The sequence below is a fragment of the Thermodesulfobacteriota bacterium genome (assembly GCA_031082315.1).
GTDB lineage: Bacteria > Desulfobacterota > QYQD01 > QYQD01 > QYQD01 > QYQD01.
In genome coordinates this window covers 43,819-68,538 of record JAVHLC010000009.1, presented here as the reverse complement: position 1 = coordinate 68,538, position 24,720 = coordinate 43,819, and the positions used below count along the sequence as shown (strand labels likewise).

20 protein-coding genes are annotated in these 24,720 nt (G+C 55.6%); all 20 read left to right on the top strand.

The genetic code is table 11. From position 1 onward, the window contains the following. Positions 1 to 178: 178 nt before the first annotated feature. Positions 179 to 1,468 carry an IMP cyclohydrolase gene (locus RDU59_09225; GenBank protein MDQ7838655.1) on the top strand — a complete coding sequence of 430 codons (1,290 nt, stop codon included), beginning with the start codon at positions 179 to 181 and terminating at the stop codon, positions 1,466 to 1,468. 236 nt (positions 1,469 to 1,704) lie between these two features. Then, on the top strand, positions 1,705 to 2,409 hold the full coding sequence (locus RDU59_09220) for an NADH-ubiquinone oxidoreductase-F iron-sulfur binding region domain-containing protein (protein ID MDQ7838654.1): 705 nt from the start codon (positions 1,705 to 1,707) through the stop codon (positions 2,407 to 2,409). Between the two features lie 35 nt (positions 2,410 to 2,444). Further along, complete coding sequence (locus RDU59_09215) at positions 2,445 to 4,208, top strand: formate--tetrahydrofolate ligase (GenBank protein MDQ7838653.1); 1,764 nt, start codon at positions 2,445 to 2,447, stop codon at positions 4,206 to 4,208. 87 nt (positions 4,209 to 4,295) lie between these two features. Continuing rightward, positions 4,296 to 5,183, top strand: coding sequence for a bifunctional methylenetetrahydrofolate dehydrogenase/methenyltetrahydrofolate cyclohydrolase FolD (gene folD / locus RDU59_09210; GenBank protein MDQ7838652.1), 888 nt, complete (start codon positions 4,296 to 4,298; stop codon positions 5,181 to 5,183). Positions 5,184 to 5,296: 113 nt separating this feature from the next. Further along, a complete protein-coding gene (gene cooS, locus RDU59_09205; protein MDQ7838651.1) occupies positions 5,297 to 7,249 on the top strand; it encodes an anaerobic carbon-monoxide dehydrogenase catalytic subunit in 1,953 nt (650 codons plus the stop codon). 63 nt (positions 7,250 to 7,312) lie between these two features. Next, positions 7,313 to 10,339, top strand: coding sequence for a CoB--CoM heterodisulfide reductase iron-sulfur subunit A family protein (locus RDU59_09200; GenBank protein MDQ7838650.1), 3,027 nt, complete (start codon positions 7,313 to 7,315; stop codon positions 10,337 to 10,339). Positions 10,340 to 10,480: 141 nt separating this feature from the next. Next, positions 10,481 to 11,242, top strand: a complete 762-nt coding sequence (locus RDU59_09195) for a hydrogenase iron-sulfur subunit (protein ID MDQ7838649.1) — start codon at positions 10,481 to 10,483, stop codon at positions 11,240 to 11,242. A 38-nt stretch (positions 11,243 to 11,280) separates the two neighbouring features. Then, entirely contained in the window at positions 11,281 to 11,874 is a 594-nt protein-coding gene (locus RDU59_09190) for a 4Fe-4S binding protein (GenBank protein ID MDQ7838648.1), read from the top strand. Positions 11,875 to 11,990: 116 nt separating this feature from the next. Then, the gene (locus RDU59_09185; protein MDQ7838647.1) at positions 11,991 to 12,686 is read left to right on the top strand and encodes a methylenetetrahydrofolate reductase C-terminal domain-containing protein; all 696 of its coding nucleotides are present in this window, start codon (positions 11,991 to 11,993) and stop codon (positions 12,684 to 12,686) included. Further along, entirely contained in the window at positions 12,670 to 13,542 is an 873-nt protein-coding gene (locus RDU59_09180; GenBank protein MDQ7838646.1) for a methylenetetrahydrofolate reductase, read from the top strand. Before RDU59_09185 ends, RDU59_09180 begins: the two co-directional genes overlap by 17 nt. A 17-nt stretch (positions 13,543 to 13,559) precedes the next feature. Then, the gene (locus RDU59_09175) at positions 13,560 to 14,117 is read left to right on the top strand and encodes a 4Fe-4S dicluster domain-containing protein (GenBank protein ID MDQ7838645.1); all 558 of its coding nucleotides are present in this window, start codon (positions 13,560 to 13,562) and stop codon (positions 14,115 to 14,117) included. A 9-nt stretch (positions 14,118 to 14,126) separates the two neighbouring features. After that, a complete protein-coding gene (locus RDU59_09170; protein MDQ7838644.1) occupies positions 14,127 to 14,957 on the top strand; it encodes a CoB--CoM heterodisulfide reductase iron-sulfur subunit B family protein in 831 nt (276 codons plus the stop codon). Positions 14,958 to 14,994: 37 nt separating this feature from the next. Further along, on the top strand, positions 14,995 to 18,081 hold the full coding sequence (locus RDU59_09165; GenBank protein ID MDQ7838643.1) for a CoB--CoM heterodisulfide reductase iron-sulfur subunit A family protein: 3,087 nt from the start codon (positions 14,995 to 14,997) through the stop codon (positions 18,079 to 18,081). 19 nt (positions 18,082 to 18,100) lie between these two features. Next, positions 18,101 to 18,565: a hydrogenase iron-sulfur subunit gene (locus tag RDU59_09160; GenBank protein MDQ7838642.1), complete on the top strand. Its 465-nt coding sequence runs from the start codon at positions 18,101 to 18,103 to the stop codon at positions 18,563 to 18,565. Between the two features lie 62 nt (positions 18,566 to 18,627). After that, positions 18,628 to 19,110 carry a 4Fe-4S dicluster domain-containing protein gene (locus RDU59_09155; GenBank protein ID MDQ7838641.1) on the top strand — a complete coding sequence of 161 codons (483 nt, stop codon included), beginning with the start codon at positions 18,628 to 18,630 and terminating at the stop codon, positions 19,108 to 19,110. Position 19,111: 1 nt separating this feature from the next. Continuing rightward, the gene (locus RDU59_09150) at positions 19,112 to 22,159 is read left to right on the top strand and encodes an FAD-dependent oxidoreductase (GenBank protein MDQ7838640.1); all 3,048 of its coding nucleotides are present in this window, start codon (positions 19,112 to 19,114) and stop codon (positions 22,157 to 22,159) included. Further along, positions 22,126 to 22,578 carry a hydrogenase iron-sulfur subunit gene (locus tag RDU59_09145; protein ID MDQ7838639.1) on the top strand — a complete coding sequence of 151 codons (453 nt, stop codon included), beginning with the start codon at positions 22,126 to 22,128 and terminating at the stop codon, positions 22,576 to 22,578. Before RDU59_09150 ends, RDU59_09145 begins: the two co-directional genes overlap by 34 nt. Before the next feature lie 3 nt (positions 22,579 to 22,581). Continuing rightward, positions 22,582 to 23,250: a methylenetetrahydrofolate reductase C-terminal domain-containing protein gene (locus tag RDU59_09140; GenBank protein ID MDQ7838638.1), complete on the top strand. Its 669-nt coding sequence runs from the start codon at positions 22,582 to 22,584 to the stop codon at positions 23,248 to 23,250. Further along, complete coding sequence (locus RDU59_09135; protein ID MDQ7838637.1) at positions 23,247 to 24,164, top strand: methylenetetrahydrofolate reductase; 918 nt, start codon at positions 23,247 to 23,249, stop codon at positions 24,162 to 24,164. The genes RDU59_09140 and RDU59_09135 overlap by 4 nt, the downstream gene beginning before the upstream one ends. A gap of 76 nt (positions 24,165 to 24,240) precedes the next feature. Continuing rightward, the gene (locus RDU59_09130; protein ID MDQ7838636.1) at positions 24,241 to 24,654 is read left to right on the top strand and encodes a response regulator; all 414 of its coding nucleotides are present in this window, start codon (positions 24,241 to 24,243) and stop codon (positions 24,652 to 24,654) included. Positions 24,655 to 24,720: the final 66 nt, after the last annotated feature.

Genomic DNA, 24,720 nt, shown 5'->3' with positions numbered 1-24,720 from the left:
CTCGCTTTTGTGTTACGGGTGCTTAAAGGCCAATTTTGCTGACCGAATGTACCTTCTTTTAATTTGATAAGTCAACGCAAAATTTATCGAATCTTTTGGTTGACAATTCTTGCCCGATCACTATTATGGTCTAATTAATCAGTATCTTAAAAAATAGTTCTACCAAGGAGAAGGGCCTATGGAAGACTTAAAGAAGATGTACAAGACGATTATGGCCGACCGCTTTCCAGAGGCCATGACCATTACCTTTGGAGATCAGAAATTAAGTTATCGGAAGAGGGCATGGAAGATACCGGATGAATCTGGGGTTTTTGTGGAGAAGGGGCTGCGCTATGGCGAAAATCCAGGCCAGGAGGCCGCCCTTTATGAGCTGGTAGGCGGAAATCTGGTTTGCGGGGAGTGTCATTACATTGAACCAGGACGAGGTCTGGTAAGCGCTATAACCGAGGCGGATATGATCCAGGCCGGTAAACACCCTGGCAAAACCAATCTTACTGATGCCGATAATTCATTGAATATTTTGAAATTTTTGACCCGCAAGCCGGCCGTGGTTATCGTAAAACACAATAATCCTTGCGGGGTGGCCTATGGCAATACCTTGGCTGAGGCCTACCGGCGGGCGGATCGTGCGGACCGCATAGCGGCCTTCGGCGGGTGCGCGGCCTTTAACCGGGCCATGGACAAGGAGACAGCGGAGGAGGTATCCGGGCATTACCTGGAGGTGGTGGCGGCTCCGGAGTATGAGGAGGGTGCCGTAGATATCCTGAAACAGCGTAAAAACCTGCGGATCATACGTATCAGCCGGATGGATCGCCTGGAGGATTATTTAACCGCCCGCTTCGTGGATTTTAAGAGCCTTATGGACGGGGGCATTATTGTCCAACAGTCTCCGGTCAATGCCATCCGCACCAGGGAAGATCTGAAACCGGCCCATACCGTGTATAAGGGGCAGGAATATCGGATTAAAAGGCTGCCTGCAGAGAGGGAGTACGAAGACATTCTCTTCGGCTGGAGTGTTGAACAGGGAGTTACCTCGAACTCTGTTCTCTACGTCAAGGACGGCGTGACTGTGGGCATTGGTACCGGCGAGCAGGACCGGGTCGGTGTGGCTGAGATCGCTGTGTTTAAGGCATATACCAAGCATGCAGATGCGCTATGTTTCGACCGCTATGGTATTCCCTATAAGACACTGGAAATGGAGATAGCAGCCGGCAAGAGGGATAAGGCGGCCAAAGAGGAAATCGACCGGGAGGCTAAGGAAAATCACGGCGGCTTAAGGGGTGCGGTCATGGTCTCAGATGCCTTTTTCCCTTTCCGCGATGGGGTTGATGTAGGTATCAAGGAAGGTGTCTCCGCCATTGTTCATCCGGGCGGATCAGACAGGGATTTTGAATCAATTTTGGCCTGTAATGAGGCCGATCCACCGGTGGCTATGGTCTATACCGGACAGCGGGCATTCAAACACTAGCTTTTTGGGGTATTTCCCCCGTCATGGGGTACAATGCCCCACAGGAAAGAAACGCCCGCGGATGTGTTTTTCCGGGTATATCTAAAAATAATCATTAATATCAGTCCGTTGATTTATTAAAGAGTGTTTCCTATACCAGTTTATCTATGGCATGGAAGTTGCTGAAAAATAATGAGTTCCTATTAAGATTAGGCCCTGAGTTCTGTAAAAAATGGAAGCCAGAGGGTTGTTAGCCGGTGCCCGAGCCTAGATATAGCTATATCGCCCTTTGCTCCAGGGATGAAAATTGTACCAACCAGGTACATGAAGTTACAACTGCCTTTCAGGAGAAGTGCAAAGAGCTGGGTGTCAAGGTAAGCATCCGTAAGATCAAGACCGTATGCAGCGGTCGTTGTAATAAGGGTGTCTTTGTGGATATTGGCGGGGCTGTGTTTTACCACATGGTAAGACCTGATAACGTGGAATCCATTATACGGGATACCATATTGGAAGGAGATGTGCTTTCAGCCCATTATTCGATTGAACGCTCGTTTGTAGGCGATGAAAAGGTGATATACGATAGGCCTGCCAATGTGCTGATTTATACAGATTCTCAATTTTGTTTGGCAGAAGGATTGCGGGGTCTGTTACGCAAGGATGGTCTTTCCTCTTGCGGCAAATGTGTCCCCTGTCGTCTGGGTGTCAAGAAATTAGACCATATCTTATCAGCTTTGCTGGACGGGAAGGCGCGAGTGGATGATGTGGATAGATTGCGGGAATTAGCGGTGGTTATGGATGCCAGTTCCCGATGTGCCTTGGCGGGTAAGTTCGTGGCGCCTCTCTTTGTGGCCATGGACAATTTCGGTGAGGAGTTGAATTTTGTCTGCGTCTTGAGCGAAGACGCAAGTTGTGTCTGTGAGTTGAAAGATTCCGACGGGCGGTGTTTGACCGGGAGTGCTTGAGAAGTAGAGAAATCATATAGAGGAAGGAGTTTATTATGGCGCTTGACCCAAGAAAGCATAAGGATTGGCAGATTGCTGAAGATGCAGAGAAACACATGAAAGACGTCTATCAACTGGCTGATGAATTGGGGCTGAAAAAGGAAGAGCTGTTGCCATACGGGCATTATGTGGCCAAGATCGATTTTGCCAAGGTTACGGAACGCTTGAAGAAAAGGCCGGATGCAAAATATATCGATGTCACGGCTATCACGCCGACTCCGTTGGGCGAAGGCAAAAGCACGTCGGCTATGGGCCTGGTGGAGGGGCTGGGTAAGAGGAAAAAACGCGTAATCGGTGCGATCCGGCAGCCCTCCGGCGGGCCGACTATGAATATCAAGGGTAGCGCGGCGGGCGGAGGTCTGGCGCAGTGCATTCCGCTTACGCCGTTCTCACTGGGGCTGACCGGAGACATCAATGCCATCATGAATGCTCATAATCTGGCCATGGTAGCCCTTACCTCGCGCATGCAGCATGAATTCAACTATTCCGACGACCGTTTGAAGAAGATAGGTTTGAAAAGGCTCGATATCGATCCCAAGAATGTGGCCATGGGCTGGATTATGGACTTTTGCGCCCAGGCCCTGCGAAATATCATAATAGGAATCGGCGGGAAGATGGACGGGTTTCAGATGCAATCGAAGTTCGCCATTGCCGTAAGCTCCGAGGTCATGGCTATCTTGGCCGTATCCACAAGCCTGGCGGATATGCGCGAGCGCATGGGGCGGATTGTAGTGGCATACAGCCGGAGCGGGCAGCCGGTCACGACAAAAGATCTAGAAGTGGACGGGGCCATGACGGCGTGGATGGTTGAGGCCATGAATCCGAACCTGATGCAGAGCCTGGAAGGGCAGCCGGTGCTGGTTCATGCCGGTCCGTTTGCCAACATTGCTATCGGGCAGTCTTCTATCGTGGCAGACCGGGTTGGGCTTAAACTGGCTGACTATCATGTTACCGAGAGCGGCTTTGGCGCCGACATAGGGTTCGAAAAATTCTGGAATCTGAAGTGCCGCTTTAGCGGCCTGAAGCCCCACTGCGCGGTGGTTGTGGCTACCATACGGGCTCTGAAGTGTCACGGCGGCGCTCCCATCCCGGTTCCGGGCCGTCCCATGCCTGCCGAGTACGCCGGCGAGAACGTGGGATGGGTGGAAAAAGGTACGGCAAATCTTGTACACCACATCCAGACGGTAAAGAAGGCCGGGATTAATCCCGTGGTCTGTATCAATGCCTTCCATACGGATACCAAAAATGAAATCGCCGCGGTGCGCCGGCTGGCCGAGGCCGCCGGGGCTCGCGTAGCCCTGTCCAATCACTGGCTGAAAGGCGGTGAAGGAGCCCTTGAATTTGCCGATGCAGTAATCGAGGCCTGTGAGGAAAAGACCAAATTCAAGTTTCTTTATGATCTAAAAACGCCGCTGGCCAAGCGCGTAGAGCTTATTGCCAGGGAGGTCTATGGGGCCGATGGCGTCAGCTTTGCCCCGGAGGCGGCGGCCAAGCTCCAGGCCATGGAAAAGGATCCTGAGATGGCTAAGCTTGGGACATGCATGGTCAAGACCCACTTGAGTCTGTCCCACGATCCGAACCTAAAGGGTGTGCCAAAGGCCTGGACTTTGCCGGTTAGGGATGTATTGGTTTATAAGGGTGCGGGATTCGTAGTGCCGGTGGCCGGCGCCATTAGTCTTATGCCGGGGACAGGTTCGGATCCGGCCTATCGCCGTATAGATGTGGATGTCAAGACCGGTAAGGTTAAGGGACTATTTTAAGAATAAGCGTTCAGCTTACAGCTATCAGCTTTCAGTAAAGAATGATGGATGATTGCTGACCGCTGATTGCTTTATAAGGAGAGAAATATGGCAGCGAAGATTATTAGCGGAACAGAGATTGCCAAGCATATCCGGGCGGAGTTAAAGGAGGAAGTAGCCAATCTCGAGACAAACCATGACATCATCCCCGGCCTGGCCACCGTTCTGGTCGGGGATAATCCGGCCTCAAAGGTCTATGTGGGTCAGAAGGAAAAGGCATGTAAGGAACTTGGTATCTATTCAGAGAGGATCGACGTCGCGGCGGACACGACGGAATCCGAACTCCTTGCCCTGATCGACAGGCTCAATCGCGATCCCAAGATAAACGGCATATTGGTACAGTTGCCGCTTCCAAAACACATCGACGAAAAAAAGGTTCTTTATGCCATTGACCCTGCGAAGGACGTTGACGGGTTTCACCCGGTAAACGTAGGTAAACTCCTGATCGGGGCCAAGTGCTTTTTGCCCTGCACCCCTCATGGCATCCAGGAGCTTTTGGTGCGTTCAGGCGTGGAGACGGCTGGCGCGGAGGTTGTGGTGGTCGGACGAAGCAACATTGTCGGGAAACCTATAGCGAACATGCTGCTGCAAAAGGGCAAGGGCGCGGATGCGACCGTCACCCTCTGCCACACGCGCACGAAGGACATGGCCTTCCACACCCGCAGGGCCGACATCCTCATCGTTGCGGCCGGGAAGCCCAAGACCGTGACCGGCGATATGGTGAAGGAAGGTGTAGTAGTCATCGACGTCGGCGTAAACCGCATCGGCCAGACCCCTGAGGGGAAGGCTATCCTGGCCGGAGATGTAGACTTTGATTCGGTGAAGGAGAAGGCAGCGGCAATAACGCCTGTGCCGGGCGGGGTCGGCCCCATGACGATCACCATGCTGATGATGAATACCATCCAGGCGGCCAAAGAGCAGGGGCATGTAGCATAAGTATTGTCTTCGGCGGCACTCAGCGGCTTCAGCTGTGTAGCATATTTGACTTATACCCAAAATGGCATTATCTTGCAGTAACCTAGTATTTTCTTACTCGTGGAGGAATAAGCATGGAAAGGAAGAGAACGGCCTTTTGCCCTTCGATTTGCCCGGGCATCGAATGTGAGGCCAGCAATCAGGTCCTCGAATTTGCGGATAAAAAGGGCGTCAGGACCTTTGTCCAGAGAATAGAGGGCAGGGGTCTGGACCGATGCCAGTTTGGTGCTGGGGGCACTTGTTGCCGCAACTGTTCTATGGGCCCCTGTATGATGATCGAAGGCGTCCCGGAGTCCATAGGCATTTGTGGGGCCACTCCGGCTACTACAGCGGCCCGTAATTTTTTGCGGATGATAGCGGCAGGCTCTGCCGCTCATATTGACCATGGCCGGGAGACAGCCGTGGGGTTCCTAGCGGCAGCCAAAGGAGAGGCGCCCTATGAGATAAAAGACGAGAAAAAACTCCTTTCCACCGCCCAACTCTTTGAGATTAAGACTGAGGGACGAAGCATAAAGGATATTGCCATTGAACTAGGTGAAAAGGCCTTGGCCGAGTTTGGCAAACAGGATGGGGGTCTATATTTGATAAAGCGGGCGCCGGCCAAGAGGCAGGAGGTGTGGAAGAAGTTGGGCGTTCTGCCCCGCGGGATTGACCGGGAAGTCGTGGAGATTATGCACCGCACCCACATGGGCACCGATCAGGATTACGAAAATCTTATCTTGCAGGGCACAAGATGCGCCCTAGCTGATGGCTGGGGCGCGTCCATGATTTCTACGGAACTCCAGGACATTCTTTTTGGCACACCGGTACCCATCCGGGCCATGGTCAATCTCGGTGTCCTCAAGACGGATGAGGTCAATGTGGTGGTGCATGGTCATGAGCCGCTCCTTTCCGAGGCCCTGGCCATGGTGGCGGATGATCCGGAAATTGTAGCTGCCGCCCGGGCGGTCGGGGCTAAGGGCGTGAATCTGGCCGGCGTCTGCTGTACCGGTAATGAGGTTTTGATGCGTCACGGTATTCCCGTCGCCGGTAGTTTTATCCAGCAGGAAATTGTCTTGGCCACCGGCGCGGTGGAGGCCATGGTAGTGGACATCCAGTGCATAATGCAGTCTTTACCTGTAGTGGCCAAGTGCTTCCATACCGAGATTATTACCACCTCACCGCGGGCGAAGATAGCCGGTGCTACACATATAGAGTTTGATCATCATAACGCCCTCCAGGTAGCCAGGGACATTGTAAAGCGTGCTATTTCCCGCTATCCGCAAAGGGGCGAAGTGCATATCCCGCAGCGTAAAACGGAGATAGTAGCCGGGTTCAGTCATGAGACGATAAATCATATGTTAGGCGGCGCTTTTCGTGCCTCGTACCGTCCTCTCAACGATAATATTATCAACGGGCGTATAAAGGGCGTAGGCGCTGTCGTCGGTTGTGACAGCGCCCGGGTGCGTTCCGGTTACGTGCATACTACTGTGGCCAGGGAATTGATTGCGAACGATGTGCTCGTTATTGCGACAGGTTGTGCGGCTACGGCCTGCGGCCGGGAAGGGCTTCTGACGCCGGAGGCGGCCAGCCTGTGTGGACCGGGACTCCGGGAAGTCTGTGAGACAGTGGGTATTCCTCCTGTACTCCACATGGGGTCATGCGTGGATAACAGCCGTATCTTGATCGCTGCCACTGAGATTGTACGGGAGGGCGGCCTGGGCGATGACATAAGCCAAATCCCGGCAGTGGGTTGTGCCCCGGAGTGGATGAGTGAGAAGGCCATATCTATCGGCCATTATTTTGTGGCCAGCGGGGCTAGTGTCGTCTTCGGGAATACCTTTCCGACCACCAAGAGTCAGGTGTTTACGGATTACCTCTTTAAAGATCTGCTTGACCTTTACGGCGGCTGCTGGGGTATGGAAAATGATCCACATAATATTGCCAGATGGATGATTGAGGCGTTGGATCGGAGGCGCGAGGCCCTGGGTATCCATAAGAAAAAGGAGCGCGTCCTTTTTGATATGGCCATGCGCCGCGAATTATAGCCTATGGGTTTTTGTATTTTGTGTGCGCTTTTCGTGAGTAAATATTCCAGGGAGTAAAGAGTTATGGGTAGAGAACAAGGCGCCAAGTCGGGTGCAGTAGTGGTAATCGGGGGCGGTGTGACTGGCGTCCAGTCCGCCCTTGACCTTGCCGGCATGGGTTTTTATGTCTATCTGGTGGAGAAGACAGGTTCGATTGGCGGGGCCATGGCCCGTCTCGACAAGACCTTTCCAACCAATGACTGTTCCCTTTGAATCCTGGCGCCGAAGTTGGTGGAGGCCGGTCGGTCTCCTAACATAAAGATTCTTACAAATGCCAGTCTTGAGTCGTTGGAGGGAGAGGCGGGGAATTTTACCGCCCGAATACATCGTGAGCCTCGGTTTATCGACGAGGAACTGTGTACGGCCTGCGGTCAGTGTACTATGTATTGTCCGGTCTTTGTGACGGACGGGTACAACGAGGGACTGGCTATCACAAAGGCTCCGCACAAGGACTACGCGCAGGCGGTGCCCGCAGCGTTTTACATTGACCCGAAGAAATGTCTCTTCTTGAATCATGAGACGTGTCAGATTTGCGTCCCGACGTGTCAGGCCAAGGCCATCGACTTCAGTCAGAAAGAAGAATGGCTGGATCTTAATGTGGGAGCAGTGATACTTGCTCCCGGGTTTGGGCGGATCTCCGACGAGGTCCTTTCGAGGTATGGTTACGGACGCTTTCCGGATGTCGTGACCAGTCTTGAATTCGAGAGGATTATGTGTGCCTCCGGGCCTTCGAAAGGAGAGATAATAAGGCCATCCGATGGCAAGCACCCCAAGAGGATCGCTTTCCTCCAGTGCATCGGATCGAGAGACCTTACCTCCGGGAACGGGTATTGCTCTTCCGTCTGCTGTATGTACTCCATCAAGGAGGCCACGATAGTCAAGGAGCACGCACCCGATACGGATATTTGCCTGTTCTACATGGACATGCGTACCCCGGGCAAAGGTTTCGACTCCAGTCGGCAACGGGCACGGGACCAATACGGCCTTACATTCATACGGAGCAGAGTAGCTAGTGTCTCGGAGATAGACGACCGTCTCAGACTTTCGTACGTAGATCGCCGGGGACACCATCATGAAGAGGACTTCGACATGGTTGTCCTGTCGGTTGGCCTCGAGTCTCCCGACGATGCGCAGAAGCTGGCCAAGGTTGCCGGCATCAAGCTGAATGAACACGATTTTTGCCGCACCCAGACGCTGCTGCCCCTTAGCACGACGCGGCCGGGAGTATATGTAGCCGGTGCTTTTCAAGGACCGAAGGATATTCCTGAAAGCGTTATGCAGGCTATGGGCACGGCTGCGGCCGCGGCGGAGGTGTTGCACGAAGTCCGTGGCACGGCCATAGTGAAAAAGGAGTATCCTCCGGAAATGGAGGTGGCGCCGGAGCCGCGGATCGGCGTTCTCGTCTGTCATTGTGGGATCAACATTGCCGGGGTGGTGAACGTTCCCGAAGTGGTTGAGTACGCGGCTACGCTCGACAACGTGGTATTGGCCGACGGGAGCCTCTACGCCTGTTCCCAGGACAGCCAGAAGGGCATTAAGGATATGATCGAAAAGCACAACCTTAACCGGGTGGTGGTGGCTGCCTGTACCCCGCGTACCCATGAGCCTTCATTCCAGGAGGCGTTGAGAGACGCCGGACTGAACCGTTGTCTCTTCGAGATGGTCAACATAAGGGACCAGTGCTCATGGGTGCATGCCCATGAGCCGGCAGAGGCTACGGCCAAGGCCAAGGATCTGATGCGGATGGCTGTGGCCAAGGCGCGGTTGCTGTATCCGCTCCCGGAACAGACCGTACCCGTGATCCCGAAGGCCCTGGTAATCGGCGGGGGCATTGCAGGTATGACCGCAGCGCTCAGCATTGCCGAGCAAGGGTTCGACTGTTTTCTGGTGGAGAAATCGGCTCAGTTGGGCGGTAATCTGAGGCGGCTGAATACCGTTCTGACCGGTGAAGATCCGAAACAGCTTCTGAGCGAAATCGAAGACAAAGTGCGAAGTCATCCCCGGATCAGGGTTTATACGAGCGCCGGTATTGAGGACATCTCCGGATACATCGGCAATTTCAGCACCACGATCAACGTCGAGGGCGGCACGGAGCAGATAGAGCATGGCGTGGTGGTCCTGGCTACGGGTGGCAAGGAGCATCGGGTCAGCAAGTACCTGTATGGACAGTCAAAACAGGTACTGACTCAGCTGGAGCTGGAAAAAATTCTGTCGTCGTCTGAAGAGGCCACAAAGATCCATGACGTGGTCATGATTCAGTGCGCCGGATCAAGGGGTGACGACCTGTCCTATTGCAGTAAGCTCTGTTGCGGCCAGGCGGTCAAGAACTCCCTGAAGCTCAAGGAATTGAATCCCAAAGTCAATGTGTACGTCCTCTATCGGGACATCCGGACCTACGGCTTCATGGAGGACTACTATCGCCAGGCCAGGGAAAAGGGCGTCGTGTTCGTAGAATACGAGCGCTCAAATCCACCCGTGGTATCAGAGGAAGGGGGAAGAGTCGCCGTAGAATTTACTGACATCCTGCTGGGAGAAAAGGTGAGGATAGAGCCGAGCCTAGTCGTTCTGAGCGTGGGTGTTGTTCCCTCGGATGTGGAAGGGTTGGCGAAAATGCTCAAGGTTCCCTTGACCGCGGACAACTTTTTTCTGGAGGCCCACGTCAAACTGCGTCCGGTTGAACTGGCAGTAGCCGGGGTATATGTCTGTGGGTTGGCCCATTCGCCGAAGCCCGTTGATGAGTCCATCAGCCAGGCGAAGGCGGCCTCGGCAAAGGCCTGCATTCCGCTGGCCAAGGGAGTGGTTGCCGTAGAACCGATCGTGTCCAGCGTAGATAAAGACAAGTGCATCGGGTGCGGCATATGTGAGAGCCTCTGTCCATTCAAAGCCATACGGCTCGTGAAGGCGGACAAGAAGAAAAAGGCGGAGACTATTTCCGCGTCGTGCAAGGGGTGCGGCATATGTGCCTCCCATTGTCCGACCATGGCCATATCCATGGGTGGCTTTACAAACGAAGAGATAGTAGCCCAGATACGGGCATTCGGCGAATGCTAAGATTTTTAGCCACAAATTGACACGAATGAGCACGAATAAAGAATAAAAGAATAAAACAACAAAATAAAATAAGATCATCGTCGAGAATTTATTAGTGTAATTTTGTGTTCATTCGTGGCTGAACTTTTTTAGGGAGGTAGGATGGTTCAGAATTCATACAAACCAAAGATACTCGGCTTTCTGTGCAACTGGTGCTGCTACGCTGCGGCTGATTCGGCCGGGGTGGGGCGGTATCAGTACCCAACGAATCTGCGTACCATCAGGATCATGTGCACCGGCCGGCTTGACCCCACGTTCGTTCTGGAGGGTTTTGCCTGCGGAGCGGACGGGATATTCGTCGGCGGTTGACACCTGGGTGAATGCCATTACCAGGTTGGTAATTACGACGCCGTACTGACAGCCGAATTGGTTCACGCCATTCTTGAGGACGTGGGGGTCAATCCCGAGCGTTTTGCCCTTGACTGGGCCTCGGCTGCCGAGGCCCCGCGATTCGTGGACCTCATTACTGCCTTCACTAGAAAGATAGAAGGTCTGGGACCCATGGGCCAGGTTGAGGGAAAGGAACGGGAGGAACTTTTGGTAAAACTCGCTGCCGCCAGACAGGCTGCGGGGATCATGAAGGTGCGGGCCGGCCTCGGCAATCTGGCCAAGGACTTCCGGAAGGAAGGCGACTATGGGCTTGACGTAGTGAAACGGAAGATCGACGAAAAGCTCGGTCCCATGGTGAAGTCCGAGGTGGGGGGCCAGGAGATATTGCTCAGGCTGGAGCGACAGGGTCCGCTGAGCACGGCCGACCTCGCCGGCCGGGTGGGGTGGTCGCCTGAGGAGATCGGGGAGTACCTGGGCAAACTGGGGAAGAAAGGGCAAGTCTCGGAGAAGGATGGACGCTGGACGTTGGCCTAAGGAAAGAAACGTGACAGGTGATGACATTGGGAACAAGCTTGGCACTTATACGTAGTGAAGATCTGGATCCGGACTTCAAGTTCGTACTGGCCGATATGCCGGGTGCGGAAGACATCAGGCGCTGTTTTGCCTGCGGCACGTGCACGGGCATCTGCCCCGTGAGCAGGGACAACCCCCTGTACGACCCGCGAAAGATCATACACATGGTCATTCTGGGTCTCAAAGACAGGCTTCTTTCTTCAGAAATGATCTGGCACTGCACACGGTGTGACACCTGCCGGTTTGCCTGCCCGCAGGGAGTGCGGATGAGTACCGTAATCAGTGCCCTGCGCCAGATGGCGGTTCAAGGGGAATACGTTGATCTTCCGACTCTGCAGGGCTGGGGCAAGGTGGCCAGAGTGAAAGCGGGACGCTGCGTGGGGTGCTTGACCTGCGCCCGCGTCTGTCCGTTCGAGGCCATCTACCGGGGAAAGAACAAGAGGGCCTTTGTTCAGGTCGATCCGCTGAAGTGTCGCGCTTGCGGGCTCTGTACGGTGGAATGCCCGCGAGGGGCCATTGTTGTGGGCAGAGGAGATGCGAACAGTCAGGTCCATGCCATGGGAAGAGACGAGGCCGGGTTAGCCAGTAGCTGACCTCTCATACACAGCGACATGAGTTCCAGGCACCCGAACAGGCAAGGAACGAGCGAGGAGCCCGCGGAGCACTTAGTCGATGTGTATAGACCGAAGGTATTATGGGGTGATGAGCCGTGATCGTTGCGACGAGAAAACCGTTTGATGCTATCAAACAAGTTGTTTCCGGACACAAGAAGGTCTTGATCGTGGGTTGTGGCACGTGTGTTGCCGTATGCCTGGCCGGAGGCGAGAAAGAAGTCTCCATCCTGGCTTCCCAGATTCGCATGACCTTGAAGCTGGACGGGCAGAGTGTGCAGGTGGACGAAGCCACGGTTGAGAGACAATGTGACCGCGAGTTCCTGGTTGACCTTGGTAAGAAAGTAAACGTGTCGGACTATGATATGGTTATATCCATGGCATGCGGGGCGGGGGTCCAACTGTTCAGCGATGTCTATGACCGTAGCACGGTAGCTCCGGGATTGGACACGGTTTTTATCGGAGTGGCCGAGGGACCCGGCGTATGGACGGAACGGTGCCGGTCCTGCGGGGACTGCGTGCTGGGTAAAACGGCGGGCATCTGTCCGGTAACCATGTGTGCCAAGGGCCTCCTGAACGGCCCCTGCGCTGGCACGCGGCACGGAAAATGTGAGATCAATCCGGAGATGGATTGTGCCTGGGCCAAGATATATGAGCGTCTGGCGGCGCGTGGGGGCCTGGCACAGATACGCGAGACACTTCCACCCCGCAAGAACAGCAGACAGGCATTTCCTGCGGTATTGATCCACGAAGCCTACAAACGGAGACTAAAGAAAGATGACACGATCGTTTAGAGAAGCCCTCGATTCGGGAAGATTCTTGGTGACTGCGGAAATCGTCCCTCCAAAAGGTACGGACGTAGGCATGGTGATGTCGACCATCAAGGATGTGAAGGACATCGTTGATGCAGTCGGTGTGGCGGACAACCCGGGGGCGGTTATGACCATGAGCCCATGGGCCCTGTGTCGGGTGATCGCGGAGAGCGGCGGGGAACCGATTATGCACGTCAGTTGCCGTGACCGAAACCGTATGGCCTTACAATCCGACCTGTTAGGGGCGGCTTTTTTAAAGATAAGAAATATTCTCTGTATAAGCGGCGATCACGTTTCTTTTGGCGACCATACCGATGCCATGCCGGTCCATGACCTGGACTCTATTCAGCTTTTGGAGGCAGTCCGTGACTTGACCCGGGGACAGGATATGACCGGACATACGCTCCAGGGCATGCCTGAATTTTGCGTGGGGGCCGTGGCCAATCCGGAAGCCGATCCTCTGCAGCCGCAGCTTTTCAAGTTCCAGAAGAAGATCCAGTCTGGAGTTGACTTTGTGGTGACCCATCCGGTGTTCAATATTGACAATCTAAAACCCTTCTTGAAGGAGGCGAGAGAAAAAAAGGTCAAGTTGCTGGCGGGTGTTCGCCTCCTGGTGTCTGACGAGGTCCCGGCGTACCGGGACGGCAGTCGCCCGGGGTTGTTTGTTCCGGAGAATATCCTTGCCGAGATTGAAGGGTCAGGTATAGACAAGGGAGTGGAAGTTGCGGTCCGGCTCATCAAGAGCATGAAGGAAAAGAACTTATGTGACGGGGTACACATCTCGGCCCCCGGTCATGAGGAAAAGATCATCGACATCATCAAGGCAGCGGGCATTTGACCGCACGGGATGGATACATGGAAAACGCGATGCGCATAGAGCCCACGTGGCTGGCGACGGTGGAAAGTGAGAGCGGGGTCAAAGTCTCCGCGTGCTACCAGTGCAAAAAGTGCACGGTCGGCTGTCCCCTGACTTTCGCTATGGACATCTACCCCGATCAGGTGATTCGTCTGGTTCAGATGGGACAGCGGGAGCGGGTTCTCGCGTGCAACACGGTCTGGGTCTGTTCGGGTTGTGAGACGTGCACCACCCGTTGTCCGAACGCGGTAGATGTGGCCGGAATAATGGACTACCTCAAGGAAACGGCGATCCGGAGCGGAATGGAGATTCCGCAGCCCAAGACATACGTCTTTCACAGGGCGTTTTTGAACGAGATAAGGAGACGGGGCCGGGTATTCGAAGCCGGTCTCGTGGGAACCTACCTGAGGGAGAGCGGGGAGCTGAAGGCCAAACTGGAAGACAAAACCCTCGGCGAAGAACTCGCCCTCGGTTGGGCCATGTTCAAGAAGGGCCGCATGCGCCTCTTCCCCAAGGGTATCAAGGGCAAGACAGAGATCAGGGAAATCTTGAAATAGTAGGCACCTATGGAAAAAGTTAGTTATTACCCCGGTTGCTCGTTGGAAGGAACGGCCAGAGACTACAGCGAATCGATCCACGCTGTCTGCCAGGAATTGGGGATCGGTCTGGATGAGCTGGCGGACTGGAGCTGTTGCGGCGCCAGCTCCGCCCACAGCATCGACCATGGGGCTTCTATCGACCTTCCACGCAGGAACCTGGTTATAGCCGACCGCGCAGGTCGTGATCTGGTGGTGCCCTGTCCCCTTTGCTACAACCGGCTCAAAGTTGCCGAAAAGGATGCCGCTTCCGGTGAACGGCGCGTCAGGATATGGGACCTGGCCAACTATATGGGGCGCGAAGAAGTACTGAATATAATCAAAGGAAAGGTGACGAAGCCGCTTGCCGGGATAAGAGCCGTTTGTTACTACGGGTGTATGTCCAGCCGGCCGCCTAAAATTACGGACGCCGACGACTGCGAAAACCCGATGAGCATGGACCGCATTCTGGCGTGCCTCGGCGCCGAGGTAGTTCCCTGGTCGTACAAAACGGACTGCTGTGGAGCGAGCCACGCCATTCCCAGGCAGGATCTGGTTTTCGAACTGGTCGGGAGACTGTACCAGCGGGCCGTGGCGGCCGGGGCCAACTGTATCGCCGTGTCCTGCCAGATGTGCCAGGCCAATCTGGATATGTATCAGGACAAGATAAACCAGGCCATGAGAACCGATTACTACTTGCCCGTCCTCTATTTTACTGAGCTCATGGGTCTGGCCATGGGACATAGAGATGTCAGTACCTGGTTTTCCCGCCACTTTGTGGATCCTACGGCCCTTCTGACGCAGGCTGGGCTTGCGCCTTAAGTCAAATCGGGAGAAGTGATTATTTTTGCACAGTCACATGAGCGAAGGCAGGAGAGTGTCAGTAATGGTTAAGCAGGGAGAGTCGGGCACAAGCGGAAAGACTGGTGCCATAGTGGTGGTCGGCGGAGGTATCTCCGGAATGCAGTCGGCCCTCGACGCTGCCAACTCGGGATTCAAAGTGTATCTTGTGGAAGAGCGGCCCAGCATCGGCGGGGTTATGGCCCAGTTGGACAAGACCTTTCCCACGAACGACTGTTCAACCTGCATGATATCGCCGAAGCTCATCGAGGTGGCGAAGAATCCGAACATCGAGATCTTGAGCTACGCCGAAGTTGTCGACGTTCTGGGGAACCCGGGGGACTTCCGCGTGAGCGTCAGGAAGAAGGCTCGCTACGTTGACCCGCAAAAATGTATCGGCTGCGGTCTGTGCGCCAGCAAATGTCCCAAGAAAGTGCGCGACGCCTTCAACCAGGGGCTGGGATACAGGAAGGCCATCTACTTGAGTTTTGCCCAGGCCATTCCTCTCGTCTATACCATCGACAAGGACAAGTGCATATACTTCAAGACGGGACGGTGCCGTGCCTGCGAGAAGTTCTGTCCGAACCAGGCCATCAACTTCGAGCAACAGGATGAGATCGTAGAGTTCGCCGCCGGCGCCGTCATTCTCTCCCCCGGCTTTGAGACGTTCAACGCGCGGCTCAAGGGCGAGTATGGGTACGGCCGCTATGCCAACGTATTGACCAGCTTGGACTACGAGCGTGTTCTGTCGGCCGGCGGCCCCTTCGAAGGCCACATTCAGCGGCCTTCCGACGGGACGAAACCGCAGAGAATCGCCTGGATTCAGTGCGTGGGTTCGCGGGACGCGACGGTGGGTTGTGAATACTGTTCCTACGTCTGCTGCATGTACGCCACGAAGCAGGCCCTCATTTCGAGGGACCATGACCCGGGGATAGAACCGAGCATCTTCTATATCGACATTCGTGCCCAGGGCAAGGGATTCGATCGGTACTACGAACGAGCCCGGTCGCAGGGTGTGCGTTATATCCGGTCCATGGTTTCGAGAGTAGTGGAAAACCCGCAGGACAAGACGCTGGAGATCAGCTTCCTGGACGCCTCAGGGCGCATCCAGACCGAGGTCTTTGACCTGGTGGTGCTGTCCGTGGGGCTTCGTCCCCATTCGAGCTTTCAGAAACTGGCTGGCAAACTCGGCGTCGCGCTGAACGAGTTCGGTTTCTGCCGGACGCAGCCGCTGGATCTTGTCTCTACCTCGCGGGAAGGCTTTTTCGTCAGCGGCGCTTTCCAGAGCCCGAAGGACATACCGGATACCGTTGCCCAGGCCAGCAGCGCGGCGGGAGCAGCGGCAGCCCTTCTGGCGGATGCCAGGGGCACCATGATCAGCGAAAAATCTCACCCGGAGGAGAAGGACGTTCAAGGCCAGGAGCCGCGTATCGGCGTCTTCGTCTGTCACTGCGGCATCAATATCGCGGGTGTGATCGATGTCAAAGAGGTGGCTGAGTACGCAAAGTCCTTGCCCGGCGTGGTGTATGCGACAAATTACCTTTTTACCTGCTCCACGGATAGCCAGCAGGAGATGAAAAAAGCTATCGAAGAGCAGGGACTGAACCGCGTGGTTGTAGCCTCCTGCTCGCCGCGCACCCACGAGCCCCTCTTTCAGGATACGCTGCGGGAAGCCGGCCTCAACAAGTATCTCTTCGAAATGGCCAACATCCGCGATCAGGCTTCATGGGTACATGCCGGTCACGCCCGGGAAGCCACCAGCAAGGCCAAGGATCTGGTGCGGATGTCCGTGGCCCGGGCCGCTCGCCTGGAACCGCTTGCGGACACGCCTTTCGAGGTGACGCCGAAGGCACTTGTCGTCGGAGGCGGCGTGGCAGGTCTCACGGCGGCCCTGGGGCTGGCCGAAAACGGCTACGAGACATGCCTCGTGGAGCAGACGGCCGAGCTGGGCGGCAACGCCAGGTTGATCCACTATACGGAGGACGGCACGAACCCGGCGGAGTACGTGGGACGGCTGGTCCGGAAGGTGAAGGAAAACCCGCTCATTACCGTGTATACGAATGCCAGGGTTCTTGACTATGGTGGTCATGTCGGTCAGTTCAAGAGCACCATCGGCGCAGACGGTCAGAGGATCAGTATCTCCTATGGGGCAGCCATCATAGCCACAGGTGGACAGGAGTACAAACCTCAGGAGTACCTGTATGGTCAGGACGACCGCGTTCTCACCCAAAGAGAGCTGGAACAGCAACTGGCCGGTGACGCGGGTGATCTGAAGGGCATCCGGGACGTGGTTATGATACAGTGTGTCGGCTCCAGGGACGAGGAGCACCCTTACTGCAGCCGGATCTGTTGCACGGCCGCCGTAAAGAACAGCCGCAAGCTGAAAGAATTGAATCCCGGTATGAATGTCTATGTCCTGTTCAGGGACATGAGGACCTTTGGTTTTAAGGAGCTGTACTACAAGAAGGCCCGCGAAGAGGGTGTGAGATTCATCCGCTACGAACCGGAAAGGAAACCTGAGATTACGAGCGGGAACGGGCATCTCACGGTGAGTGTCTACGACCAGAACCTCGGGACGGAACTGGCACTCAGGGCGGACCGCCTGGTATTGAGCGCGGCCGTAAGGCCGCAGGGGGACAGCACCGAGCTGGCCGGGGTTCTCAAGCTGCCCGTGGACCAGGACGGCTTCTTCATGGAGGCGCACCTCAAGCTGAGGCCGCTTGATTTCGCCAACTCGGGCTTCTTCCTGTGCGGTCTGGCACACGGCCCCAAGTTTGTGGACGAGTCCATCGCGCAGGCCAAGGGCGCGGTTTCCAGGGCGTGTACCATTTTGTCCAAGAAGAGGATGCTTGCCGGCGGGGATGTGGCACACGTTGATGCGGAGAAATGTATCGCATGCCTGACCTGTGTCCGCACCTGTCCCTACGGAGTGCCCCGGTTCGATGAGGACGAGGGAGTGATTGTTATCGATGCTGCCGCCTGCCAGGGTTGCGGCAATTGCGCCAGTGCTTGTCCGCGCGGGGCGATCACCGTCGGGCACAATACGGATGAACAGTACGTTGCCAAGATAGGCGCGCTGTACGAGCTTGACCGGGCGGCGAGCTGAAAGGAAGGAAAGACAGAATATGGAACCACAACCGGCAGTCCCGGCCACGAATGTGACGGGCGAGACACCTGAGACCTCAAAGGGATTTCAGCCTAAGATCGAGGCACTGGTATGCACGTACTGCACCTATACGGCCGCGGACATGGCCGGATCCCAGCGGCTGCAATATCCGCCGACGGTCCGGATCGTGAAGTATCCATGCACGGGCAGAATATCTATCGAGCACATATTGAAGGCCTTTGAGGCTGGAGCGGATACTGTATTCGTCGGGGGCTGCGAGGTAGGCAGTTGCCACTTTGTTGAAGGAAATTTGCGGGCCGCAGAGCGGGTAGCTTATGCCAAGACGCTTTTGGAGGAAATCGGCCTAGGCGGTGACCGCCTGGAGATGTTTTATATCGGTGCGTCAGATCCTCATGGTTTTGTCCGGGCAGTCAAAGAGATGACCGAACGGGCGGAAAAACTGGGGGCGAACCCGCTAAAATGAGTGTTCACCGTTCACCGGCGGACAACGGATAACGGTCAACGGGTAACAGATTGGAGACTAGTATGTCGGCTATGACCAAGAGCGAGATTGATCCGCAATTCAAATTCGACCTGGCCCGAAGGTTGGGCGGGGACAATATCAAACGTTGTTTTGCCTGTGGTACATGTACGGCCAGTTGCCCGGTAAGCGGGGTCCGGGAAGGTTTTGACCCTCGCAAGATCATTCACATGATCCTTCTCGGGCAGAAGCATCAGGTCTTGTCTTCGGATACCATATGGTATTGCTCTCTCTGTAATACCTGCTCCTTTGTCTGCCCGCAGGACGTGAGATTCAGCGAAGCCATGGTCATTCTCCGGCAGATGGCCGTCGAAAACGGCTACATCCCCAAGTCGTTCCTGGCCAGATGGCAACAGCTTGAAAGGCTTGGACAGCAGTTCAGGACTGAGATGCTGAATTCTTTTCTCGGCGAGAAAGGACAGAAGCAGCCTCTGAATCGCGAAGAACTCCTTCGGGATGCATGCGCTCACTGCATAGGTGGTAAGTAAGGTGACTAGCATTCCCCAGCCCAAAGTAGGTTCGGTACTGGTTATCGGCGGCGGAATCGCCGGCGTTCAAGCGGCGCTTGACCTGGCGGAGTCCGGCTTTTTTGTCTATCTCGTGGAGCGGTCGGCGGCCATCGGCGGCGTGATGGCCCAGCTTGACAAGACCTTTCCAACGAATGACTGCTCTATGTGCATACTCTCACCGAAACTGGTGGAATGCGGAAGGCACCTGAACATCGAGATTCTGACACTTTCAGAGGTGAAGGAGGTCTCCGGTACGGCAGGCCGCTTCAAAGTCAGGATCGTACGGCATCCGCGGTACATAGACGAGACGAAGTGCATTGCCTGCGGGACTTGCGCCGAGAAGTGTCCAAAGAAGGTGAAAGACGAGTTCAACGCCGGCCTTGCCGTCAGAAAGGCGGCTTACATTCAATATCCCCAGGCCGTTCCCTTGAAATACGCAATTGATCCTGTAAACTGCATCTGGCTCAACAAGCCGGGGCGGTGCGGGGCCTGTGCCAAATACTGTCCCACGCAGGCCGTCGATCTGACCCAGACCGACCGAGAAGTAACGTTTGAGGTGGGTTCTATTGTCGTGGCCACGGGCTGCGGTCTGTCGCAGGGTACGGTGTTTCAGTATGCCAATTCCCCCAACGTGGTGACGAGTGTGGAATTTGAGCGGATTCTGAGCGCTACCGGCCCCTACCGCGGCCACCTGGTGCGACCCTCCGACGGGAATCCCCCGAAGAAGATCGCCTGGCTACAGTGCGTAGGATCGAGGGACAGGACCAACCGTTACTGTTCAGCGGTCTGCTGCATGTACGCGATCAAGGAGGCGGTCATTGCCAAGGAGCACAGCGCGGAACCGCTGGACACGGCTATCTTCTTCATGGACATGCGCACCTCAGGCAAGGATTTCGATAAGTACTACAGACGAGCGGAAGAGGAATCCGGCGTTCGCTTTATCCGTTCCCGTATCCAGAATATCAGTCCTCTTGAGGATGGGGGGCTCTTGCTCCGGTATGCCACCGAGGACGGTCGAATAAGCGCGGAGCCTTTTGATATGGTGGTCCTGTCCGTGGGCCTCAAGCCGGCGCCGGACATGGTTGATCTGTCGGAACGGCTGGATGTGGATGTGGATCAATACGGTTTTGTGGCAACCGGAGACCTTTCTCCCGTCGCCGCCTCGCGTCCGGGTATCTATGTCTGCGGGGCGTCCGAAGGGCCGAAGGACATCCCCCAGTCGGTCATGGAAGCGAGCGCCGCCGCCTGCGGAGCATCTACCCTCCTTAGCGAGGTGAGACATACCATGTCGCAGGAAAAGAGCTATCCTGCGGAGTTGGACGTCACCGGAGAAGAACCGCAGGTGGGCGTCTTTGTGTGCCATTGCGGCATCAACATCGGCGGCGTGATCGATGTCGAAGGCGTGAGGGCCTACGCCGGCAGCCTTCCTGGTGTGGCCTACGTCGAGTCCAACCTCTTCACGTGTTCTCAGGACACCCAGGAAAAGATGAAGGCCGTCATCAAAGAGCACGGGCTCAACCGGGTTGTGGTAGCCTCCTGCAGCCCGCGCACGCATGAGCCTATCTTTCAGCAGACGCTGCGTGAAGCCGGACTGAATAAGTTTCTATTTGAGCTGGTGAATATTCGGGATCAGGGATCGTGGGTGCATCGGAGTGAGCCGGAAGCAGCTACAGAAAAGGCCAAAGACCTGATTCGTATGGCTGTGGCCAAGATGCGTCTGGCCGAGGCTCTGCCCGGCATGAAGCTGCCCGCCAGCAGGGACGTTCTTGTAGTGGGAGGCGGCGTGGCGGGCATGGTCAGCGCTCTGGAGCTGGCTGACCAGGGCCACACCGTGCATCTGGTAGAGAGGGACCAGTACCTCGGCGGCCAGGCGACCTCGTTGCGGCGGACATGGCAGGGAGAAGATATCCAGTCCTACGTAGCCGGCCTGGTTGAGGCCGTCACAGCCCACGAACGCGTACAGGTTTACCTCCAGACTACGATCAAGAACGTTACCGGTTCGGTGGGAAATTTTGAGACGACGGTAGTGTCCGGTGGGGACGGCAGCACACGCAAGATTGAACATGGTGCGGCCATTCTGGCTACCGGCGCCGGGCCGGCAAGGACGGAAGAATACCTGGCCGGACAAGATCCAAATGTCTATCAAGGGGTCGAGCTGGATCAGGTCATAGCCCGAGAACCGGGCAGGATCAAGCAAGCGCAATCGGCTGTCTTCATTCAGTGTGTCGGCTCCCGTGACGAGCACCGCCCGTATTGCAGCCGGATATGTTGCACGCACAGCACAGCCAACGCCCTGGAATTGAAGAGGCTGAATCCGAAAATAGAGGTCTACATCCTCTACCGCGACGTGCGCACCTACGGCAAACGGGAGGACCTCTACCGCCAGGCGAGGGAGCAGGGAGTCATCTTCCTGCGCTACGATCCGGCGGACAAACCCCGGGTGGAGTCGGTAACCGGCGCTGGCGGCGCCGCTCGTCTGAAGGTGGCGGTGACCGATCGGCTTCTTGGCGAGACTCTGGAGATCTATCCTGATTTCGTCTCTCTGGCCACTGCGATCGAGTCAACCGGGCAGAAGAAGCTGGCGGAGATGTTTAAGGTGCCGGTTAACGATGACGGCTTCTTCATCGAAGCCCACATGAAACTGAGGCCGGTCGACCTGACGACCGAGGGGGTTTTCGTCTGCGGCATGGCGCACTATCCCAAGCCCATGGAGGAGAGTATCGCTCAGGCCAAAGCGGCAGCGGGACGGGCCGGGGCCCTGCTGGCCAAAGGGTGCCGCGAGATCGAGGGTGTGGTGGCCTCCGTCAGCCCGGACCTTTGTGTGTCCTGCCTGACCTGCGTCAGACTATGTCCTTATCATGTCCCGGCCATCAACGCAGAGGGCAAAGCCGAGATCGATCCGGCCAGTTGTCAGGGCTGCGGAATATGCGTGGCCGAGTGTCCGGCCAAAGCCATCAGTTTCAAGTATCTTACAGATAAACAGGTCATTGCCGGATGCAGGGCCTTGTTGAGAAAGGCGGCAGGTTGAAAGACTTTACTCCAGTTATCGTAGCTTTCTGCTGCAAGTATTGAGCCTATTCTGCGGCTGACCTGGCAGGCTCAGCGCGACTGCAATACCCATCCAATGTTCGGATCGTACGCGTTCCGTGCACCGGACGGGTGGATATTATTCACATCCTCAGGGCCTTGGAAGAGGGGGCGGATGGTGTCTATGTGGCCGGTTGCCTGGAAGGGGAATGCCATTTCCAGACCGGAAATCTCAAGGCGAAAAAACGGGTTCAATACGTTAAAGGGCTCCTGCGCGACCTGGGCATTGAGCCGGAAAGGGTGGAGATGTACAACATGTCTGCGGCTCAGGGCGGGCGCTTTGCCGAGGTGGCAAAAGAGATGGTGGAGCGGATAGAGAAGCTCGGGCCGAGTCCGCTACGTGGAGAACGAGGAGAATAACGTATGATTGTTGGCGAACAGAAGCCATTTACTGAAATTGTCGAGATGCTGAAGGGGTTCCAAAAGATCCTGGTTCTTGGTTGTGGCACCTGCGTAACGGTGTGTTTTGCCGGCGGCGCCAAAGAGGTGGAGATCCTTTCGTCGCTGATTCGCATGGACCGCAAGAAAAAAGGGGAACCCGTTGAGATTGTTGAGAAAACCCTTGTCCGGCAGTGTGATCCGGAGTATCTTCAGGAGCTCTCCGGGTCCATAGGCGAGTACGACGCGGTGCTGTCCATGGCCTGCGGCGTAGGCGTCAATTTTCTGGCAGATACCTATGCGAACACCGTTTTCCTCCCCGCACTAAACACCAAATTCATGGGAGTCACGGAGGAACACGGCGTCTGGTCCGAGCGCTGTGCCGGTTGCGGCCAGTGCATTCTGGACATGACCGGCGGACTGTGTCCCATAGCCCGATGTTCCAAAGGCCTCTTCAACGGCCCCTGCGGCGGCTCGGTCAATGGGAAATGCGAGATAAGCAAGGACGTGGACTGCGTATGGCAGCTAATATATGACCGTCTGAAGGGTCTCAATCGACTGGACAAGCTTGACGAGATTTTCCCCATAAAGGATTGGTCGGCGAGTCCCCACGGTGGTCCGCGGAAGATTGTGAGAGAGGATCTGAAAGTATGAAATCGGGAAGCAGTCTGGAGAGAATACTGGAAAGCGGGCAGTTCGCCGTAACCTCGGAGTGCGGGCCACCCAAGGGAACTTCGGGCCAGGTGGTCAAGCGCAAAGGGGAACTCCTGAAGACCTGCTGTGACGCTTTGAACATAACGGACAACCAGACGGCCATCGTGAGGATGTCCAGCCTCAGCGGGTGCGTTCTTCTGAGGGAACTGGGTATAGAGCCCGTGATGCAGATGGTGGTGCGCGACCGGAACCGGATCGCCATTCAGAGCGACATTCTGGGCGCCGTGGCGCTGGGAGTCCGTAATCTGCTTTGTCTATCCGGTGACCACCAGAGATTCGGCAATCATCCGCAGGCGAAGGGGGTCTACGATATTGATTCCATTCAGCTCATACAGACGGTCAAAAGGATGCGCGATGAGAAGAAGTTCATGAACGGAGAGGATATCTCGGGCGATATCCCGCTCTATATCGGCGCTGCGGCCAATCCCTTTGCGGATCCTTTTGAGTTCAGGGTCAGAAGACTGGCCAAAAAGATAAAGGCAGGGGTTGATTTCATCCAGACCCAGGGGATATTTGATGTGGAAAGGTTCTCCCGCTGGATGGCCATGGCCAGAGACGAGGGCCTGCATGAGAAGGTGCATGTTTTGGCCGGGGTTATTCCCATCAAATCCGTGGGCATGGCGCGGTACATGGCCAAGAACGTGGCCGGCATCTCCGTACCGAGGGAACTGGTCAGCCGGATGGAAGGGGCCAAGGACGCCAAGGAAGAAGGCCTGAAGATAGCTATCGAGATCATTGAACAGGTCAAGGAGATTGAAGGAGTTCACGGCGTTCATATCATGGCTGTGGCCTGGGAGGATGTCGTGCCGCGCATTGTTGAGGAGGCAGGGCTGATGCCCAGGCCGATAGTGTAATGATTGTTGCTCGTTGCGGGATTGCGTTTCGCATGGAGTAGAACGTGTAACTCGTAACCCGTATGAAGGAGGACCCATGGGAACGAATGCAAAGATTATGGTAGTGGATGACGATCCGGATATGCGTGAGACCCTGGAGATGATACTCGGATCCGTCGGTTATACAGTAGTTACTGCCTGTAACGGCGAAGAATGCCTGACACGCCTCAAGGAAGAGCAGCCGGACTTACTTATCCTTGATCTTCTTATGCCCAAAATGGATGGTTTTGAGGTGTGTAAGGCCCTTAAAGATCCGAGGCGTGCCAAATATGCCCATATGCCGATTATTATCCTCAGCTCCATAAGGGAGGGGGTCAGCCAGCGCCGCTACGAACTGGAGACCGGCGTGCAGCTTGATGTAGACGACTATGTGGAAAAGCCTGTAGAAAGCAAGGTCTTGCTGGAGCGCGTGGGGAGGATTTTGGATAAGAGGCGTTCTGCCACGAATTGACCACGAAGTGACAAAGACAACCGACAAATAACCGATGATTAACGGATTCATTCGTGGTTAAAACTT

Excerpts from the sequence above, each read along its gene's own strand:
- RDU59_09160 (MDQ7838642.1), top strand. The coding sequence starts at position 18,101 with ATGGAACCACAACCGGCAGTCCCGGCCACGAATGTGACGGGCGAGACA.
- RDU59_09170 (MDQ7838644.1), top strand. The coding sequence starts at position 14,127 with ATGGAAAAAGTTAGTTATTACCCCGGTTGCTCGTTGGAAGGAACGGCC.
- RDU59_09175 (MDQ7838645.1), top strand. The coding sequence starts at position 13,560 with ATGGAAAACGCGATGCGCATAGAGCCCACGTGGCTGGCGACGGTGGAA.
- folD (MDQ7838652.1), top strand. The coding sequence starts at position 4,296 with ATGGCAGCGAAGATTATTAGCGGAACAGAGATTGCCAAGCATATCCGG.
- RDU59_09215 (MDQ7838653.1), top strand. The coding sequence starts at position 2,445 with ATGGCGCTTGACCCAAGAAAGCATAAGGATTGGCAGATTGCTGAAGAT.
- cooS (MDQ7838651.1), top strand. The coding sequence starts at position 5,297 with ATGGAAAGGAAGAGAACGGCCTTTTGCCCTTCGATTTGCCCGGGCATC.
- RDU59_09155 (MDQ7838641.1), top strand. The coding sequence starts at position 18,628 with ATGTCGGCTATGACCAAGAGCGAGATTGATCCGCAATTCAAATTCGAC.
- RDU59_09140 (MDQ7838638.1), top strand. The coding sequence starts at position 22,582 with ATGATTGTTGGCGAACAGAAGCCATTTACTGAAATTGTCGAGATGCTG.
- RDU59_09180 (MDQ7838646.1), top strand. The coding sequence starts at position 12,670 with ATGACACGATCGTTTAGAGAAGCCCTCGATTCGGGAAGATTCTTGGTG.
- RDU59_09135 (MDQ7838637.1), top strand. The coding sequence starts at position 23,247 with ATGAAATCGGGAAGCAGTCTGGAGAGAATACTGGAAAGCGGGCAGTTC.
- RDU59_09225 (MDQ7838655.1), top strand. The coding sequence starts at position 179 with ATGGAAGACTTAAAGAAGATGTACAAGACGATTATGGCCGACCGCTTT.
- RDU59_09130 (MDQ7838636.1), top strand. The coding sequence starts at position 24,241 with ATGGGAACGAATGCAAAGATTATGGTAGTGGATGACGATCCGGATATG.
- RDU59_09165 (MDQ7838643.1), top strand. The coding sequence starts at position 14,995 with ATGAGCGAAGGCAGGAGAGTGTCAGTAATGGTTAAGCAGGGAGAGTCG.